General features: G+C 52.9%; 14 protein-coding genes and 1 tRNA gene. 9 read left to right on the forward strand and 6 right to left on the reverse strand.

From position 1 onward, the window contains the following. Nucleotides 1-23 precede the first annotated feature (23 nt). Nucleotides 24-2,507 carry a serine/threonine-protein kinase gene (locus tag VFA09_08285; protein HZU67262.1) on the forward strand — a complete coding sequence of 828 codons (2,484 nt, stop codon included), beginning with the start codon at nt 24-26 and terminating at the stop codon, nt 2,505-2,507. Nucleotides 2,508-2,535: 28 nt separating this feature from the next. On the opposite strand, the gene VFA09_08290 is transcribed toward VFA09_08285, so the two are convergent. Then, complete coding sequence (locus tag VFA09_08290) at nt 2,536-2,859, reverse strand: hypothetical protein (GenBank protein ID HZU67263.1); 324 nt, start codon at nt 2,857-2,859, stop codon at nt 2,536-2,538. A gap of 195 nt (nt 2,860-3,054) precedes the next feature. Here VFA09_08290 and VFA09_08295 point away from each other — a divergent pair. Together VFA09_08295 and VFA09_08300 are read left to right on the forward strand one after the other, a co-directional pair. Beyond that, nucleotides 3,055-3,127, forward strand: a tRNA-Arg gene (locus VFA09_08295). 117 nt (nt 3,128-3,244) lie between these two features. Further along, on the forward strand, nt 3,245-3,334 hold the full coding sequence (locus tag VFA09_08300) for a hypothetical protein (GenBank protein ID HZU67264.1): 90 nt from the start codon (nt 3,245-3,247) through the stop codon (nt 3,332-3,334). Nucleotides 3,335-3,357: 23 nt separating this feature from the next. Here the strand turns inward: VFA09_08300 and VFA09_08305 are convergent, their stop codons facing one another. Next, on the reverse strand, nt 3,358-4,071 hold the full coding sequence (locus VFA09_08305) for a helix-turn-helix transcriptional regulator (GenBank protein ID HZU67265.1): 714 nt from the start codon (nt 4,069-4,071) through the stop codon (nt 3,358-3,360). Between the two features lie 304 nt (nt 4,072-4,375). Here VFA09_08305 and VFA09_08310 point away from each other — a divergent pair, with 304 nt between their 5' ends. The 3 genes from VFA09_08310 to VFA09_08320 all read left to right on the forward strand — a co-directional run bounded on the left by VFA09_08310 (nt 4,376) and on the right by VFA09_08320 (nt 6,573). Continuing rightward, nucleotides 4,376-4,648 (forward strand): helix-turn-helix transcriptional regulator, encoded by a 273-nt coding sequence (locus VFA09_08310; GenBank protein ID HZU67266.1) that lies wholly within the window; start codon nt 4,376-4,378, stop codon nt 4,646-4,648. Nucleotides 4,649-4,825: 177 nt separating this feature from the next. Then, nucleotides 4,826-5,314 carry a MarR family transcriptional regulator gene (locus VFA09_08315; GenBank protein ID HZU67267.1) on the forward strand — a complete coding sequence of 163 codons (489 nt, stop codon included), beginning with the start codon at nt 4,826-4,828 and terminating at the stop codon, nt 5,312-5,314. Further along, complete coding sequence (locus VFA09_08320) at nt 5,311-6,573, forward strand: MFS transporter (GenBank protein ID HZU67268.1); 1,263 nt, start codon at nt 5,311-5,313, stop codon at nt 6,571-6,573. The genes VFA09_08315 and VFA09_08320 overlap by 4 nt, the downstream gene beginning before the upstream one ends. On the opposite strand, the gene VFA09_08325 is transcribed toward VFA09_08320, so the two are convergent. Genes VFA09_08325 through VFA09_08335 form a run of 3 tightly spaced genes read right to left on the reverse strand, consistent with a single transcriptional unit; the run spans nt 6,560 to nt 11,502 of the window. Then, nucleotides 6,560-8,440 carry a cellulase family glycosylhydrolase gene (locus tag VFA09_08325; GenBank protein ID HZU67269.1) on the reverse strand — a complete coding sequence of 627 codons (1,881 nt, stop codon included), beginning with the start codon at nt 8,438-8,440 and terminating at the stop codon, nt 6,560-6,562. The two genes, VFA09_08320 and VFA09_08325, sit on opposite strands and share 14 nt — an antisense overlap. Nucleotides 8,441-8,461: 21 nt before the next feature. Then, the gene (locus tag VFA09_08330) at nt 8,462-10,033 is read right to left on the reverse strand and encodes a carotenoid biosynthesis protein (GenBank protein ID HZU67270.1); all 1,572 of its coding nucleotides are present in this window, start codon (nt 10,031-10,033) and stop codon (nt 8,462-8,464) included. A gap of 56 nt (nt 10,034-10,089) precedes the next feature. Further along, entirely contained in the window at nt 10,090-11,502 is a 1,413-nt protein-coding gene (locus tag VFA09_08335) for a glycosyltransferase family 2 protein (protein HZU67271.1), read from the reverse strand. A gap of 274 nt (nt 11,503-11,776) precedes the next feature. Here VFA09_08335 and VFA09_08340 point away from each other — a divergent pair, with 274 nt between their 5' ends. Next, nucleotides 11,777-13,561 carry a DNA methyltransferase gene (locus tag VFA09_08340; GenBank protein HZU67272.1) on the forward strand — a complete coding sequence of 595 codons (1,785 nt, stop codon included), beginning with the start codon at nt 11,777-11,779 and terminating at the stop codon, nt 13,559-13,561. 282 nt (nt 13,562-13,843) lie between these two features. Continuing rightward, nucleotides 13,844-14,059 (forward strand): hypothetical protein, encoded by a 216-nt coding sequence (locus tag VFA09_08345; protein HZU67273.1) that lies wholly within the window; start codon nt 13,844-13,846, stop codon nt 14,057-14,059. Between the two features lie 31 nt (nt 14,060-14,090). On the opposite strand, the gene VFA09_08350 is transcribed toward VFA09_08345, so the two are convergent. Then, entirely contained in the window at nt 14,091-15,284 is a 1,194-nt protein-coding gene (locus VFA09_08350) for a serine hydrolase domain-containing protein (GenBank protein ID HZU67274.1), read from the reverse strand. Nucleotides 15,285-15,682: 398 nt separating this feature from the next. Between VFA09_08350 and VFA09_08355 the strand changes: the two genes are divergently transcribed. Continuing rightward, on the forward strand, nt 15,683-16,084 hold the full coding sequence (locus tag VFA09_08355; GenBank protein ID HZU67275.1) for an SPW repeat protein: 402 nt from the start codon (nt 15,683-15,685) through the stop codon (nt 16,082-16,084). Nucleotides 16,085-16,129 lie beyond the last annotated feature (45 nt).

Consider the following 16,129-nt stretch of genomic DNA (forward strand, 5'->3'; position numbering starts at 1 on the left):
ATAACCGGAAAGTTACATCATTTATGAGCATTACGCCACGCCGGCTCGGTAAATATGAACTACAGGAACGCCTGGGGAGAGGTGGGATGGCCGAGGTATGGAAAGCCCTGGATACACAGTTGCAGCGTTACGTTGCCATCAAGCTACTCCAGGCGAATTTGCGCGAAGACCCCAATTTTGTCACCCGTTTTACACGAGAAGCACAGGTCGTCGCCTCCTTGCGTCACCCCAACATCGTCCAGATCCATGACTTCTATAGCTCTGAGAACAGCGCAATGGGAAGTCCAGGATCGGAAGCAATCGCCTACATGATAATGGAGTATATTCCCGGCCCCACCCTCGCCGATTATGTCCGCAGTACCTCGCGCCAGGGGCGTATCCCTCCCGCTGAGGATATCATTCGCCTTTTTACGCCCATCAGCCTTGCTATTGACTACGCCCACCGGCGAGGCATGATCCACCGCGACATCAAACCCGCCAACATCCTGCTCGACTCGCGCAACACCACACACAATGCCGCCGGCGAACCTATGCTCACCGATTTTGGCCTCGCCAAAGTCCTGGGCATCGCGGGCCAGACACTCACCAACTCCGTCATGGGCACCCCGCTCTACATCTCGCCTGAACAGGTACAAAACGCTCCTGTCAGCCCGCAGACCGACCTCTACGCCCTCGGTGTCATGCTCTACGAGATATTCACAGGCACGCCACCTTTCAGAGGTGAAAGCGTCACCGGCATCATGATGCAACATCTCACAGCCACACCGGCCGATCCGTCTAAGATGAATCCTACTTTACCACCCCAGCTTTCAAATGTCCTGCTCAAAAGCATGGCCAAAAACCCCCAGGAACGCTATTCCAGCGCCGCCACCATGATTGCGGACGTCGCTGCCACATTCAATCTCTCCCTGCCCGACGACTTGAAGCGCGCACTTTCAAGGTCAGGTAGCACGAACCTGTCAACTGACCAGACCATCATCCCCACATCAGCAGCAGATAAAACGCCCTCCTCACCCGAAAATCGGGGCGTCAACCCCGGAAGAGATAAATCCGCTCAAAAGCCACCTGCGTCTCCAGATAGCGCAACCGTTGTAACCCAATATAGCGCGCCAGAAATGATGCAAACAGCACAGGTACACTACCAGGATATGCCGGTCAGTTCATCAGATTCAGCCGGAAATTTGAACGAGCAGGTAAATAGTGATGCCGGCCTGGGAGCTAATGCGCAAGACGTGGGAGCCAGGGGTGGGAGCGCCAGACCGTCCACCGATCAGCGGCCTGCGGGCATACATGGGTCCACCCCGCCGCCGCTACTCAAACCGGCGCCGGTACAATCCCCGCCTCCCGCGTCCAAACGACGCGCAATTATCATCGCCAGCCTGATTATACTGCTAGTAGTAATCCTCGCAGGCTCAGGGCTGGGCGCTTTTTTCGTCTTCAACCATCATAGCCCAACCACTACAGTCACTACCGGCACTACTGTCGGACAGGCCATCTTCATAAGTACCGGCCAGGTAAATGAAACCACCAACGAGGGCAGCAACGACGAATTACAGATCACCCTGCGCAATATTCCAAACCCCACGCCCAATACAAACTATTACGCGTGGCTACTGCCAGATCTAAATCAGAGCGAAGAACCTCCGGTCTTTCTTGGCGCTCTCACCGTCAATCATGGCGCTATCAATTTCCTCTATAAAGGCGATAGCACCCATACCAACCTGCTCGCCGTCACCAGCCGCTTCCTGATCACCGAGGAAAGCTCAGAGGCGACACCCATCGTGCCCTCCCCTGACCTCAGCAAATGGCGCTACTATGCCGAAATTCCGCAGACTCCTGTCCAGGGACAGACTTACACTCTGCTCGATCACCTGCGCCACCTGCTCGCGAGCGATCCAGAACTCGGACCATATCACCTGCCCGGCGGCCTGGATATCTGGACCTACAGAAACACGCAAAAGGTCATGCAATTTGCCGGGGCTGCGCAGAAAGATTGGAATGCGCAAAATTATACCGCCGCGCGCCAGCAAATCATAGGTGCCCTCGATTACCTGGATGGCATCAAATTTGTTGGCCAGGATGTGCCCGCAGGCACTCCTATCACCGCGAATACCACATTCGCTCAAATAGGATTGCTTGAATTGCACGCCGGGCAAAATCCCAATGGCTACCTTTATCACATTCAACTCCATTTGACCGGTGTCGTTTCTTCGCCGGGTGCCACGCGGGCTCAGCACCAGCTCGCCGCCCAGATCGATACGGCCATCACGACCATGCAGGGGTGGTTAGAAAAGGTACGCAGTGATGCCATGGAGCTGGAGCATATGGATGACGCTCACCTCGCCCAATCATCTTCCTCATCAATCTTGAACGACATGGTAACGCAGGCTACCTATGCTTTTATGGGTCACAATAATCCTTCCTCCGGCAATCAAGAGGGTTTCTCACAAATTTATACAGATATACAGCACATGGCAACCTTTGAGGTAATGCCCTACAAATCATGATCGGCAGGTTGTTCCCAGGAGAGATGTTTCACTGCTCTTGCGCAAACCGTGGGCAGTGGTTTACCGCATATTTATACCAGGTATTCCACTCATCTGGCGTAAGCGGATCGCCGGGCTGTTCGTGTGCCTGGCGCATCAACCACTGGCAGAGCGCGTAAGAAATCTCAGAGTTTAATTTGATCGCGTTGTCGAAATCGGCGTAATCCAGGTAATCGGACTCCTTCCATCCCGCGATATCACGTTTCTTCGGCCTTGTGACTGCCCCGCCTCCTGGCCACGACCCCGTGGGATACATTGCATAGAAAACCTGCCCCGGCGAGACGCCAGGAGTTGTAGAACTATTAGATGACATAATTCGAACCTCATTTTTGGGAATAGTTTCTCATTCGTTCACTTTCTGCACGGTAGCGCTTGTATACTCCGCGTCTGATACGTATACGTTTGAAAGCGGGTGGACGTACTCACCTGCGCGTGAGAGACCTCTATACCTCTTTCCAGCGCGTGCCTGCGTGAATTGAAGTTGACACCGGTGATATAATTTTCCGAAGCACCCGTAGCTCAATGGATAGAGCGTCTGACTTCGGATCAGTAGGTTGCGGGTTCGAGTCCTGCCGGGTGCGCTTTTTTATGAGCCTATGGCTATTGAAAACTGTGAAAGCCGCCAGACCTCACTCCACTACTTCCCCTGATTTTCATACATCTCGATATCCGCACGGCGCGGCCTTATATGGCCTATTCTGCCCGAACTCCTGCGCGGGCACAAAATGAGCGATGCTGTCGCCATCATCGGCAGCACCGATGTTGTCATGGGCTGCGTTGATCGCTAAAAGATACCTTTCGCAGTTACTGCTCAATGGTCCGGCACATACATCACTCTATGCTCGCCGTTAGGTGCGAGACTGTAATTTCCCTGGCGATCATACACGTCAAAGCTGATGATAATTGGGCCGCGTGGCGCTCCGAGCGGTTTGATATTGACATCGCAGGCATAGACATCTTTGCGCGCCGGCCCCCGAATCACACACAGAATCTTCCACATACGTGGATCTACTCCCGGCCAGTACGCCGTAAAGTTCACATGGTCGATTTGCGGGTCTCCGTTGTTCGTCGGATAGGCATAGGCGGCAAAATGAATAACATCCCCTACCATCGTGCCCGTAGGACTGATCCATACTCCTCCAGGTTTAACGCGGAAGAGTGAGAAAGGGCGCACAACATAGACACCAAGTCCAGAAGTAATAATGAGTACAAGCAACATTCCGGCTATGGCAAGCAGGAAGCGCCTTTTTCTTGTATGCGGTACAGGTATTGGGCTACTCTGCTTTTCGGCATCATCCAGGCAGCATTCAGAAGAATTTATCAGATCCAGGGCCTCGGCCCTGGTTTCAAAGAGTTCACAGAGCTTCTGAACATACACCGGATAGGGCATATGTTTGCCCCGTTCCCATTGTCCGACGGTATATTCGCTCACTCCAACTTGTTGAGCAACATAGCTTCGCGACCAACCCCTGCGTTCGCGCTCGCTCTGTAATTTGCTCTTCTTTCTTTGGGGTGGAGTCTGCATAAAATCTTTACCTCCACATCCTCTTCTTTAGCAGGTAAAGGTAGTCGAGATGCATCTCTCACTTCACTGTGTGGCCCTTTTCTACCTGATAAAACGTCAAGAGAAAAGCCCACTAGCATACTTCATCACTAGAAAAAGACGTGTAAAAGCGCGTGCTATCAAGTTGCCATCAAGCAGCCACAAAGTCTTCACAGATGCTACTTCCATAAAGAGGACTATGAAATTATGCTTGACTCAGCGAAAACAAGCATTCTGATACCAGGTTGCGATCTAAGACAAAACAATGAAAGAAAGAGGAAACGAGTTGATTGAACAGGCTGCAGGACTGGTAAAACCGGAAGGAAGAGCAAACTTTGGCTGGCGTCTTCGTCGCGAGCGCGAATTACATAACTGGTCACAACAAGAACTTGTTAGACGAATCCTGGACCTATGTGCGAAGGACAAGGAGTATCGATCCCTTGATCCAAAAACCATAGGAAGGTGGGAGCGAGGAGAACATAAACCTTCACTCTACTACCGCAAACGTCTCTGCGAGGTATTTGGCAAGAATCCAATACAGCTGGGTTTTATTGAGTAAATGCTCCATGTCCCTCTGCTGAGTTCGACATCCATCATCAAATGTCGTATAATATAGTTAGCCTAACGAATTACTTCACAATTGAGGATTCAGTGGTAGGGTTTAAGCTGTACTTCGAATCTTCCTACCGGTCTCATAGATAAAACTATCCTCTACTTTTGCATGGAGATAGATATTATGATTAAGAAATCATCCAGTACAGATTCTCCTCAGCAGCCCATTGCTGCCACCGCGGCCTTAGACGCGCTCACAGTTGCTAACCGGTTGCGTCCCGTGCTGCTGCGCCTGCATCGATTTTTACGCGGTGAAGCGCATGAGCTGGGCGTCACCAGCACTCAGGCCAGCCTGCTCGCCGCCATACAGCGTTCGCCGGGCATCGGCCTGGGTGAACTTGCCGCCCAGGAGCATATGAGCGCCCCCACCCTTGTGAACCATATTGACAGGCTTGAAACAGCGGGATTCGTTGAGCGCGCAAAAAGTAATCTTCAAGATCGCAGGCGCGTCGATCTCAATATCACGACGTCTGGCTGCCAGGTTTTGGAGACCCTGCGCGAGCGACGAACAGCCTGGCTTGCTACCCGCCTGGAAACCCTGACACCCGACGAACTTGCTGCAGTCGCGGCTGCCATTGAACCATTGCAGCAGCTAGTGAAGCGTGGGGAATGAGAATATCTGTACGTAATCCTGGAGCATTTTTTAGCGGGCATACTTTCGCCAGCCTGCGCCGGCATCATAACTATCGGCTCTATTTTTCGGGCCAGTTTCTCTCTCAGATCGGCACCTGGCTGCAGAGCGCAGCCATGGCCTGGCTTGTTCTCGAACTGACCCACTCGGCATTCGCAGTCGGTATGCTGGCTTTCTGGCAATTCGGCCCATATGTAATACTCGGCCTGTTCGGGGGAGCGATCAGCGACCGGCTCGATCATCGGACAACGCTGATTGCGACCCAGGTGGCCCTGGCATTATGCAGCGGTACAATGGCCGGACTGACGCTTTTGCATGTCGTCACTGTGTGGGAAGCCTACGCAATCGCGGCCCTGCGCGGACTCGTATTAATCATCAATAATCCCAGCCGGCAGGCATTCATCTTCCAGATGGTTGGACGCGAAGAATTACCAAACGCCATCGCGCTGAATTCCAGTGTAGCCAACGCGACTCGCATCATCGGCCCCGGACTCGGCGGCCTGCTCATAGCTGCTTTTGGAGTCGGCATCTGTTTTAGCATTGACGCAATCAGCTATGTGGCTGTAATCATCGCCCTGCTGATGATGAACGTCAACGAGCTGCTGCCGATTGAGCGGCATGGCAGGCCTACGATTCTGCGCGGAATTGGCGAGGGTCTTGACTATGCGCGCCGCACGACGACCGTCTGGCTGGCATTAACGATCTTCCTCTTCATCTGTACGGCAAGTATCAACTTCAACGTGCTGCTGCCACTCGTCGCCAGCAATACGCTGCGTTCAGGCGCCGAGATCTATGGCCTGCTGACGGCATGTTTTGGAGCCGGTGCGTTAATAGGCGCCTTGATTTCCGCCTCATTGGGCCGCGCAAACTGGCGTATCTTGCTAATGAGCGCAGGAGGGTTCGGCATAGGTGAACTGTTGCTCGCGCCACAGAATACCGTCGTTGGCGCAGTACTCCTACTGATTGCCACCGGCATTTGCTATACCCTCTACACCTCCAACACGAATGCCATCGTCCAACTTGCCACGCCTGGCTACCTGCAAGGGCGTGTGGCCGGGCTTTACAGCTACATATTCTCTGGCACCAGCTCTTTCGGTGCGCTGCTGGCAGGTGGACTGGCCGACCTGGGCGGTACGCAACTCGCTTTCGTAGTGGCAGGTGGTACCGCGCTCGTCTTCGCCACCTTTGGACTGGCCTTCCGCTGGCGCGAGTTTCATAAAGGGACCGTTAATGGAGCTTGATCACCCGAATCTTATGTATCTCTCTCGCCTCCGTGTGCCGGTATTCGACCACCTGCCGCTCGCGGTCTATCTCGTAGCTGCCGTCCGAGACCTCGACTGTGTATCCACGCGGATACTGGTAATTGGGCACAAACAACACCGTCGGCGCGCTAATCGAGGCATCATGGCGGAACTCGAACTCGAAGATCTTGCGCCGCATATCAAACCCCATCCGCAGCGGCTCGCCCGCCACTGCCCGCGCGTATGGCCGTACCACCGCCTGTAGCGCCCGTCCACCAGAATGAATATCCGCTGGATGCAGTTGCTGATCGCGGCTGAAAATCGACAGGTCCTCGTCATTCCATTGATCGCCATACGCATTCGTATTGTCTGCCGTATAGTTCCACAGCGTGCAGCTCATCAGCGCGTCCTCTAACGCGCGCATGTTTCGATTCATCGCCCGTATCTGCTTGCTAAAATCACCGCTGCGATACGCCTTCTTCTTATCCAGGTCGAACGGTATACCAATCTCGCCAATAAGCACGGGCGCGCCACCCAGAAATGCTGCCGCCTGCTGCCTGAACGTCGCCAATTGAGCGGCAAATGACCTGCGAATGCGGCCCGGCCCGAACACCAGCTTCCCGGTAAATATATTGAAGCCGACCCATGGCGAGTACTGCTTCATGAACAGCACGAATGCATCGTACCAGTGCGGGGCGTAAACGATCTCCGGCGCATCCTCTGCCCTCCAATGGGGCGGTTTATGGTTGATCTCACATTCCAGAAAGATCAGCGCTCCCGGGTGGACTGAGCGCATTTCGCGCGCGAAACGATTGGCAAATGGCCGGTAATAATCCTCACTGAAATCCACCTCTCGTCCATTTATCACAGCAAAATAATCGAGGCGCAGCAGGCGCGGTGTTCCGTCTGGCGTCACATCCCACACCCCATGCCGCTTCCAGATGCACTCTATCCCATCGCGCCAGGCACGTATCATCTTGGCATTGACCGTGTGATGACCAACAAGTCTGGGGCCGCTCACACGCTGTTCCCACACCTCGATCTCCTCTGGATATCCATCGCCGAGCAGCATCGTCTGAAACACGGTTGGACACTTGCCCATTTTGACCAGCCCGTTATACGTGTTGGCATCCTTGCAACCAATATAGCCACTCAGCGGCTCGTTCATCGTATCGTAGCCAATCACGTTCGGCAATTCACGCACCCGCCGCGCTACCTGCTTTATCGCCTCGATATAATGCCGCTGCAGGTACTCCTGTACCGGCTCGCCATCCACATGTACCAGCGGAGCGAAATCATTGCCGCCGAAAAAGAGCGTACACATTGTCGCAGCCGCCAGTTTCGCCCCATTCGTAGGCCAGATCATACGCGGAAAAGGGCCATCCCAAAGCTGGTGAAGAATGGCAGCGCCCGTCTCCTGGAACTTTGTAATATCCAATCCCACGGCCTCGAATGTCCAGCCGGGCGCTCCATCGCCCCCTGAAAAGCGGCTCCAGACATCCTGGTGCGGATCGATACACACGTGAAAACCATACTCTCCGGCCTTTTGGAGAATCGCGTAAATATAGTCCAGGTAATCTTCGTCATATATTCCCGGCCCCGCGTGCTCTATCGCCTCCCAGGTTATCAGGAAGCGCAGGAAGTTGAAGCCCCATTCCTTCAAACGCGAGAAGTGTTCATCGGCCTCCTCAAGCGGAAAAGGGCGTCCAACAAACGATATATCGCGGTGTTCAAAGAAGCCATCGCGAATATGCGTAGCGCCATCCGGTTTGAACGGCACCTTAGAACTCCCACCCAGATTGATCCCCCGCAACAGCAGCGTTCGTCCCGCCTCATCCTGAAAATGAGAGCCTTTGATGGAGATCATGGAAAGTTCTCCTATATCCACTTACCCTGAAAGGGCGGTTGGCGTCGTGTACGAGAGTGTACGCACATCTTGCTCAATAGCGCTCACCAGTTGTTCGATATCGTCAAAATCACTACGATAACGTGGCTCGCCAAAGCGCACCGTAGTGTGCCAACGCTTATCTTGCCCGCGTGTGTAACTCAGACCTGCCGGAACAATCGCCACCCGCGTTTTTCTATCCTTTTCTGCCAGCTCTACCAGCCTGGCGAAGCCGGGTTTGAAGGGCATAAAAGCCTCAAGGTCCGGCTTCGGCGTCGGATGCGGATCAATGTTGGGATAGCCCTCTGGAAAAATGACCATCATCTCCCCTGACCGGAACAGCCGCACCGCCGCCCGCGTCAATTGCCGCAGATATTGCCGGGTCTCAATGGGCGTATAGGCCCACTGCTTATCCGGCTCGTGTTCGTGAAACTGCTCGCTGCGCAGCACCACCGGCCAATCGGCCAGCAAACAGGCCAGCTCTATGACCAGGCGCAACTTTCGCGATGTCACCCAGTCCAGCGCCACAATCGTATGCAAGCGCCGGGGAATGGCCCGCACCAGGATAAACCCATCATAGAAGTAGTGGAAGTGGCGCGCGGCAACCAACACCGGCCCCGACTGTGGAACATGTTCAACTCCCTCGACCTGGATCACCATTGTTCGCCAGCCGATTACCAGGCTCATACCTCGCATCACTAGCCACACAGATTGGCTCAGAGCCGCGCGCCCCCGGCCATCCTGCGAAGTCCGTATTTCATCATTGCCGGGAACAAGCACTAACGATTCAGGAAACAACACGAACACGATCAATAAAAACGGAGTGAACCACAGGCCGCTGCCGAGGCTCAAAATCATCGCGAAGCCCGTATTCACCGTATAGACCCCAAACGGAACCCAGGTCGTCACTTGCCTCGTATCAAGATTGGAGCGCCACAGCAATCTGCATACGGTGAGCAGGATCAGAATATCAAGCGTCCAACCGGCAAGACTGCTCATCGGCAGACCAAAGTAAGAACCGTATTCCTGCCAGTGCCATATTTGTGTAGAAATGCGCTGGCTTGCCAGCGCAGCGCTGAGCGCCAGGTCCCAGGTCATCAAGAAATAAGTACCCAGGATCAGCGACCACAACGTCTGGCGATGCAATTCAAGTTTCGCCGCCAGTTTGCTCGCCAGCAAGTAGGATGTGAAGCCCATATAAAACCAGGTTAGCAGGATGGAATAGGAAACGAGTCCGGCCACTTTAATATCGGCAAGCGGCGTGGCAGAAGAAATGCCCGATGGGAAACCGATCCTCATATTGAGCAATTCAATGCCCATCGTGACAAGTACCGAAGCGGCAAAAAAGATCAGCGTCTTGCGCGGGCCGACGCCCAGTAGCCCGAAGAAAAACATCGTCGCCGCGCCAAAGATGATTTGCAGCGTCCCGGCGCTGCGCAGCACAAACTCAAAAATAGCCACCCCAACAGGATTTGTATCCCATACTTGCGGATGTGGCGCAATGATCAACAAGACCCCCAATCCACAAATCAGGGCCGCGAGATGGCAGGTGAAGAGTACTTTGACTATTCTCATGAGACCTCCGCGTGTGAACGCATGGCCTTACATCTTCATATATTTTCGCACATGAACTAATCGGCCAACCCCGTAGGGACAGCGCCTGGTGCCTGTCCTGGCTCCGGGGTGTGTCCTGTATCCGGGGCATATCCTGGTTCCTTCTGCTTATCCTGTATCCAGGGCATGTCATTCTGAGCAGTGAGCCGAAGCCCTGAGGAACGAAAGGGAAGAATTTCCGTTGACTTGCCCGGCGGCAACATTCTCTCCCGTATATGAATCTGCCGCCCTTTCCATTGCGCGCCATGCCCCGTCAATATCAAACGTGCCACGTCAAGCACCATGACGCCAAAAACAGCCCAGCTCAAAGGCGCCGCCAGAGACCAGGTTACCAGCAATCCATGTTCGCGATCAAAGCAGCGTTTCGCGTCGATCTGCGCCAGCAGAGTAATGCCTGCCAGCAGCGCAGCGAGACGAGGCATTTTTCTCGTAAGGAGCGCATAGGCAAGCGTGCAAAGTGGTCCCAGACCATAAATAATCAACGCTAACCCGGCGTGCAGACCACCAAATGGCACGCGCGAACGAATGATTTCGCTATAACAACTCTTCCCCCACCCCTGGCGGGCGCTTTTCCACGTCGTCCACTGCCGGTTCGCAATCAGGCCGCGTCCATTCACCAGCTCGACGCGCTTTCCAGCCCATTTGAACTGTTCAGCGAGCGCGAGATCGTCGATAAAGGTTGTGCGCATGTAGCTGGCCGCGTAGCCACCTGTCTCCACATACGCCTTGCGGCGCAGCAGAATATATTGCCCAAAGGCGAACGCGCGTGGGTGCGCAGGATCGCTAATCTCGCCCGGTGTCACACGATGGGCCAGGATCACCTCGCTCAAGGGCATCAGCAAGGGCATCGCCGTGCCACTCATATCCATCAGATTTGTGTACATGGTCAGTAAATCGATGTTCCGGCCCAACGCGTGCCCGACCATCAGGCGCAGCGTCTGTGGAGCATGCCGTGTATCGGCGTCCGTAAACAGCATCCATTCGCCATCTGTAAGGGTAGCTCCCGTATGCAGCGCGTGCGGCTTGCCCGCCCAATCAGGGGGCAGATCGTCAATCCGGTGTACCATGATACGCGGGTCGCGTCCTCTCCACTGATCCAGCAGGCAAGGAGTAGCGTCGGTTGAGCCATCATCGATAACCGTGATACTGAAATTTGGATAATCCTGCGCCAGCAGCGATTTGAGGCAGGCATCAATATTCGCCTCCTCATTGCGTACCGGCAGGATAATCGAGACACGCGGTGCCGTTTCCGGCAAAGGAAGATCGTCCGGTGGATGTAGCTCTCGAACGGCGCGATGCGAACGATAACTCTGATACAGCGCAATCAGCGCCATGATGGAGAGTCCCCCCAGCATGAGGAAGTGCTGTAGGGACAGTGCCTGGTGCCTGTCCCGTTTCCCCATGTCACCTGTGGTTCGACCTGAAAACATAATAACTCCTGCTAGAAAAATTGATGAGTAGATTACTCAGGTTAATTATCGCATATAATGGGAAGATATAGAGAATGCTGGTGCCTGTCGACGCCCGCATTCGGCAATCTCGGTACGTTTTGTAGGGACAAGCAACTGTCCCTACAAAACGTACCACAATCAGGTCTCTAGATTTGGCTAACAGCAAGAAATAACATACAATAGTTTCATGCAATCCCCGGCCAGAATCATAAATAAGGCGGGAAACACGGTATTAAAGGTGTATTCAGAGAAAATGGGTAAATATAATCTGATCTTAGGCGATAGCTCCCAACTCATTAAAACAATACCCGACCAATCCATTGACCTGATTCTAACAGACCCACCCTATAATCTAGGCCGTTACTCCACCGGCAACATCAAAATGTCCTGGCGAAAAGACTTTAATAACGACGTTGCCGAGTGGGATACCACCATCTTCAACCCCGCTGATTGGCTAAATGAGTTCAAACGCGTGCTGAAGCCAACAGGCACCATCTTTGCTTTCACCAGCTATAACTTATTGGGCCAGTGGCACCAGGTGTTTGATCCTGCCTTCGATACCTTTCAGTTCATGGTGTGGCATAAGTGTCTTGCCGCAAGTACAAGGGTATACGCCAGGACTGCTGAAGGCGATGGCCCGCTGATGCTAAAAGACCTTGTGCGTATGGAGCCTTGTTCTGTAAAGCTTTGGAATGGGCAGAAGTGGACGCAGGTACTATCGTGGGACAGGGCGCAACCAGGGAGCGAAGGACTTGAGATAGAGCTTCGCAGCGGTGAAAAAATTTCTGCCACCAAGGAACATCGCTGGCCGACAGCGCGCGGGTTGGTTCCTACGCGAGATTTGCAGATTGGCGATATCATCCAGACAACAGTCATCCCAGAGCCTGATACTCCCGATTATCCTGCCTTTTTGCCTGACGAAGAAATCGGCTGGTTTGTGGGTATGTACCTGGCGGAAGGCAATATAGGTACTGATAACGACACGGTCTTTTTTGCGGCACATAGAAAAGAGACAGCAAGGTTTGATCGCATTGACCGTATAGCGAGAGCGCTGGGCTGTTCATCAGATACAAAATACTATGGTGATGGGGATGGAGCTACCACCATTATCCGGGGGAAGATAGCAGTCGAGGTGATCAAAAAGTATATTGATGACACAAACGCAAAGACCAGGCATCTACGCATGACTTGCTGGCGAAGGTCGAACCGGTTTCTGGAATCATTGCTTGCCGGTTACTTAGAGGGTGATGGAAATTATGATGAGCAGAATGAACGCTGGCGACTGAGCTTTACCTGCAATGATGCACTGGCGCGGGATATGCGAACGCTCTGCGCTCGTCTGGGATACCACCTGACGCTCAAGGTTGCTGATGGCCGGTTGAGGGATGTGCCATTCCCCAAATACATGGGTACTATTCGCACGAGTCGCAATGGGCATAGTGATGAGAAGCAGAGGAGCGAAGTAATAGCTGTCAGGCCATCCATGTGTGACACATTCTGGGATGTAACGCTCGCGGATGATCCGCATGTCTTTGCCCTGGCTTCTGGTATTCTTACCCATAACACCAACCCGCCGCCAAAGCTCAGGCGAGCAGGCTTCCTCAATAGCTGCGAACTCATCGTATGCGTCTGGAACAAAGGGCACACCTGGAATTTTACCAGGCAGAAAGACATGCACAACTTCATAGAAAGCCCCATCTGTATGGGCAAGGAACGAGTAAAAAACCCTGTTCATCCAACTCAGAAGCCCATCAAGGTGTTGAGCAGACTGATAGAATTAGCCACCCATCCAGGCGACCTCGTGTTCGACCCCTTTATGGGAGTTGGTTCAACTGGAGTAGCTGCCTTGCAACTCAACCGGTGTTTTACCGGCATAGAAATCGATCCAGCCTACTTCGCCGCAGCCGAGAAACGCATCCAGCTGGCCGCATTTACTCCCGAAGTGTTTGCACCTGAGTCAGAAGACCGGAAGAATAACGCCCGTGTCGATAATCTCAATGAGGAGAGTCAAGAGCAGACACTTTTTGCATCGAATTAAGCAGACCCATAATCCCTGCGCTTAGAATAACATGACCAGAATCATGTCATTCTGAGCAAAGCGAAGAATCTCCTGGCCCCTGCATGTCATTCTGAGCGCAATAAGCCGAAGCCCTGAGGAATGAAAGGGGAAGAATCCTTCAAATCGAAAATGTTAAATGAATGATAAATTTGCCAGTTCCCTTCAAGCGGCATTTTCAGCTATCCTGTGCAATCGGGGGTATTAGCCACGCAGATTGATAGGATATCTGCTCTTGTGACCCCAGAAGGAGCTATTGCTACCATGTATGAGATTACCATTCGCGCCCAGATCGAAGCCTCTGTCGTTCCTTATGAGCTCAAAAATATCGAGCGAACAGAAATGATGGTAGAAGGTGCTGTAAGCTTAACGCTCGAAAAGCTATTCGCGATTGTCAATATGAAAGGGGTAACCATAAGCCCATCTTCACGAGAGTTTGAACCGGACCTCGACGGCTTGCTTTCACAGGAACGCTACTAAACAGCACCGGTTCCGACAATCCCCCCCTGTCTTATACCATAGCGGCCAATGCCAGCCCCGTTCGCAACACATTTGTCGTCTCCAGGTTGCTCAGCACAACGACGACAAGATTGCTTTTGGGATAGAAGCCATTATATGTGAAGAATCCGTCAATATGGCCGACATGATAGATCAATCTGCCCTGCGGCTCCGCGGCAATGAACCAGCCATAGCCGTATCCCAGGTCCGCGTGTTGCAAACAACCGCCCGGTCCAGGCGGCGGGCACGCGATATGTGGGGTGAACATCGCATCTAGCGCCTGCTGGGAAACCAGTTTATGCATCATCAGCGCCTGGTCCCATATGTTCAAATCTTCCACGGTCGAATACAATGCCCCTGCCGCGTAGAGCACTGTGGGATCATAGGGCGCCGGTTTGATGTATCCCTGGTAATAGCCGGTGGCATGTTGTGGCAGCGCAGGGTAGGTCGTATCGTAGCCCGTATTGTACATCTTGAGCGGTGTAAAGATATTTTGCTGCAAAAACGCCGCATACGATTCACCGCTGACACGCTCGATGATATAGCCCAGCAGGGTATAGCCCGAATTGCTGTACTTGAAACGCGAGCCGGGTGTAAATTCAAGCGGCAGGTCTTTAAAACGCGCAACCAGTTCTTCAGGAGTGGCAGGCTTAAGCCAGAACGATAGGAAATCAGGTGAGTTGATGTAATCAGGAATGCCGGAAGTATGTGTTAGCAGATTTTCGATAGTGATAGACTGCCAATCCTGCGGGCAGTCGGGAACATAGAGGCAGATGTGGTCCTGCACATGCAATTTGCCACGTTCCTGTAATAGAAGGATCGCCATCGCCGTAAACTGCTTGGTATTCGAGCCGATGCGGAAGCGTGTCTGCGGCGTATTAGGAATATTCGCGTCCTTATCTGCCAGCCCGTAGCCTTTCTCGAAGAGCATCCCATCATGTGCTACAAGTACGGACCCGCTCAAAACGCCCTTCTGTTCCAGTCCCGTCAGGTAAGCATCGATTTGAGCCGCATTGGGAAAGGGTGTTGAAGCGGTTGGAACATTCAAGGTGGCAGTAGCAACGGGTTTTTTAGTGAGAGTAGTAACACCCGATGTTCCGCAACCAGCCACTAGCAAGATGAGCATAAGCATACAAACAGAGAACCAGGCGCTATAGTAGGGGCGTACCCTTGTGGTCGCCCATTTTTCTACATTATCTTTTGACACCTTGTTTGCCTATCTCCATCATGGTATTCCTCTTTATCAGGTAGCTATGAAAAAGAGTTCCTTGCATGTCATTCTGAGCGCAGCGAAGAATCTGAGGCAAGCACCTGACCGATCTGGCTCCTTTCAGATTCTTCGCTGCGCTCAGAATGACACGTTCGAACTGGTTTTCAGTAGCTAGCCAGGTTTTTGCCCTCAACACACCCAGCATAACATGAAAAAACACGTGCGTCATTCGCCAAAGGACGTATTGTGAATGATCTAGACGACAAATTATTCCGTACATTACGACAAATAGCACTACTGAAAGCTTCAGGCGGTGCTAGATAAAGGTAAAACGGTTATATATCGTCATCTTTGCTGATTATTCAGCAGGATCATTACGAAAGGAAATTACTTTAATGAACAGCATTCGTTTTGTGCCCACATCGATTCATGGCATCTTCGACTACATCGGTGGTGTTGGACTGATCGCCGCTCCATTTGTTTTCGGTTTCTTCAACGTCGGTGGGATAGCCGTTATTCTGCCCATGGTACTTGGCGTCGTCCTCATCATCTATAGCCTGTTGACCAACTACGAGCGTGGCATTCCGGGCGTGCGCTTCCTGCCCATGACCTACCACCTGGTCATCGACTTCCTGGCCGCCGCGTTTCTCGCCGTCTCGCCATTCCTGTTCGGATTTTACAAGGACGCTCCGAACGTCTGGCTGCCGCACCTGATCGCCGGTGTCACCGTCGTAATCCTGGTGCTGGTTTCACAGACAAAACCACGGACAGCAGCTATGGCCAAAGCTACGGCGTAAGTAATAACTCAGGTTTTTAGCAATAAGAGGAACGCCAAAACCTCG

The organism is Ktedonobacteraceae bacterium (assembly GCA_035653615.1).
Classification (GTDB): Bacteria; Chloroflexota; Ktedonobacteria; order Ktedonobacterales; family Ktedonobacteraceae; genus DASRBN01.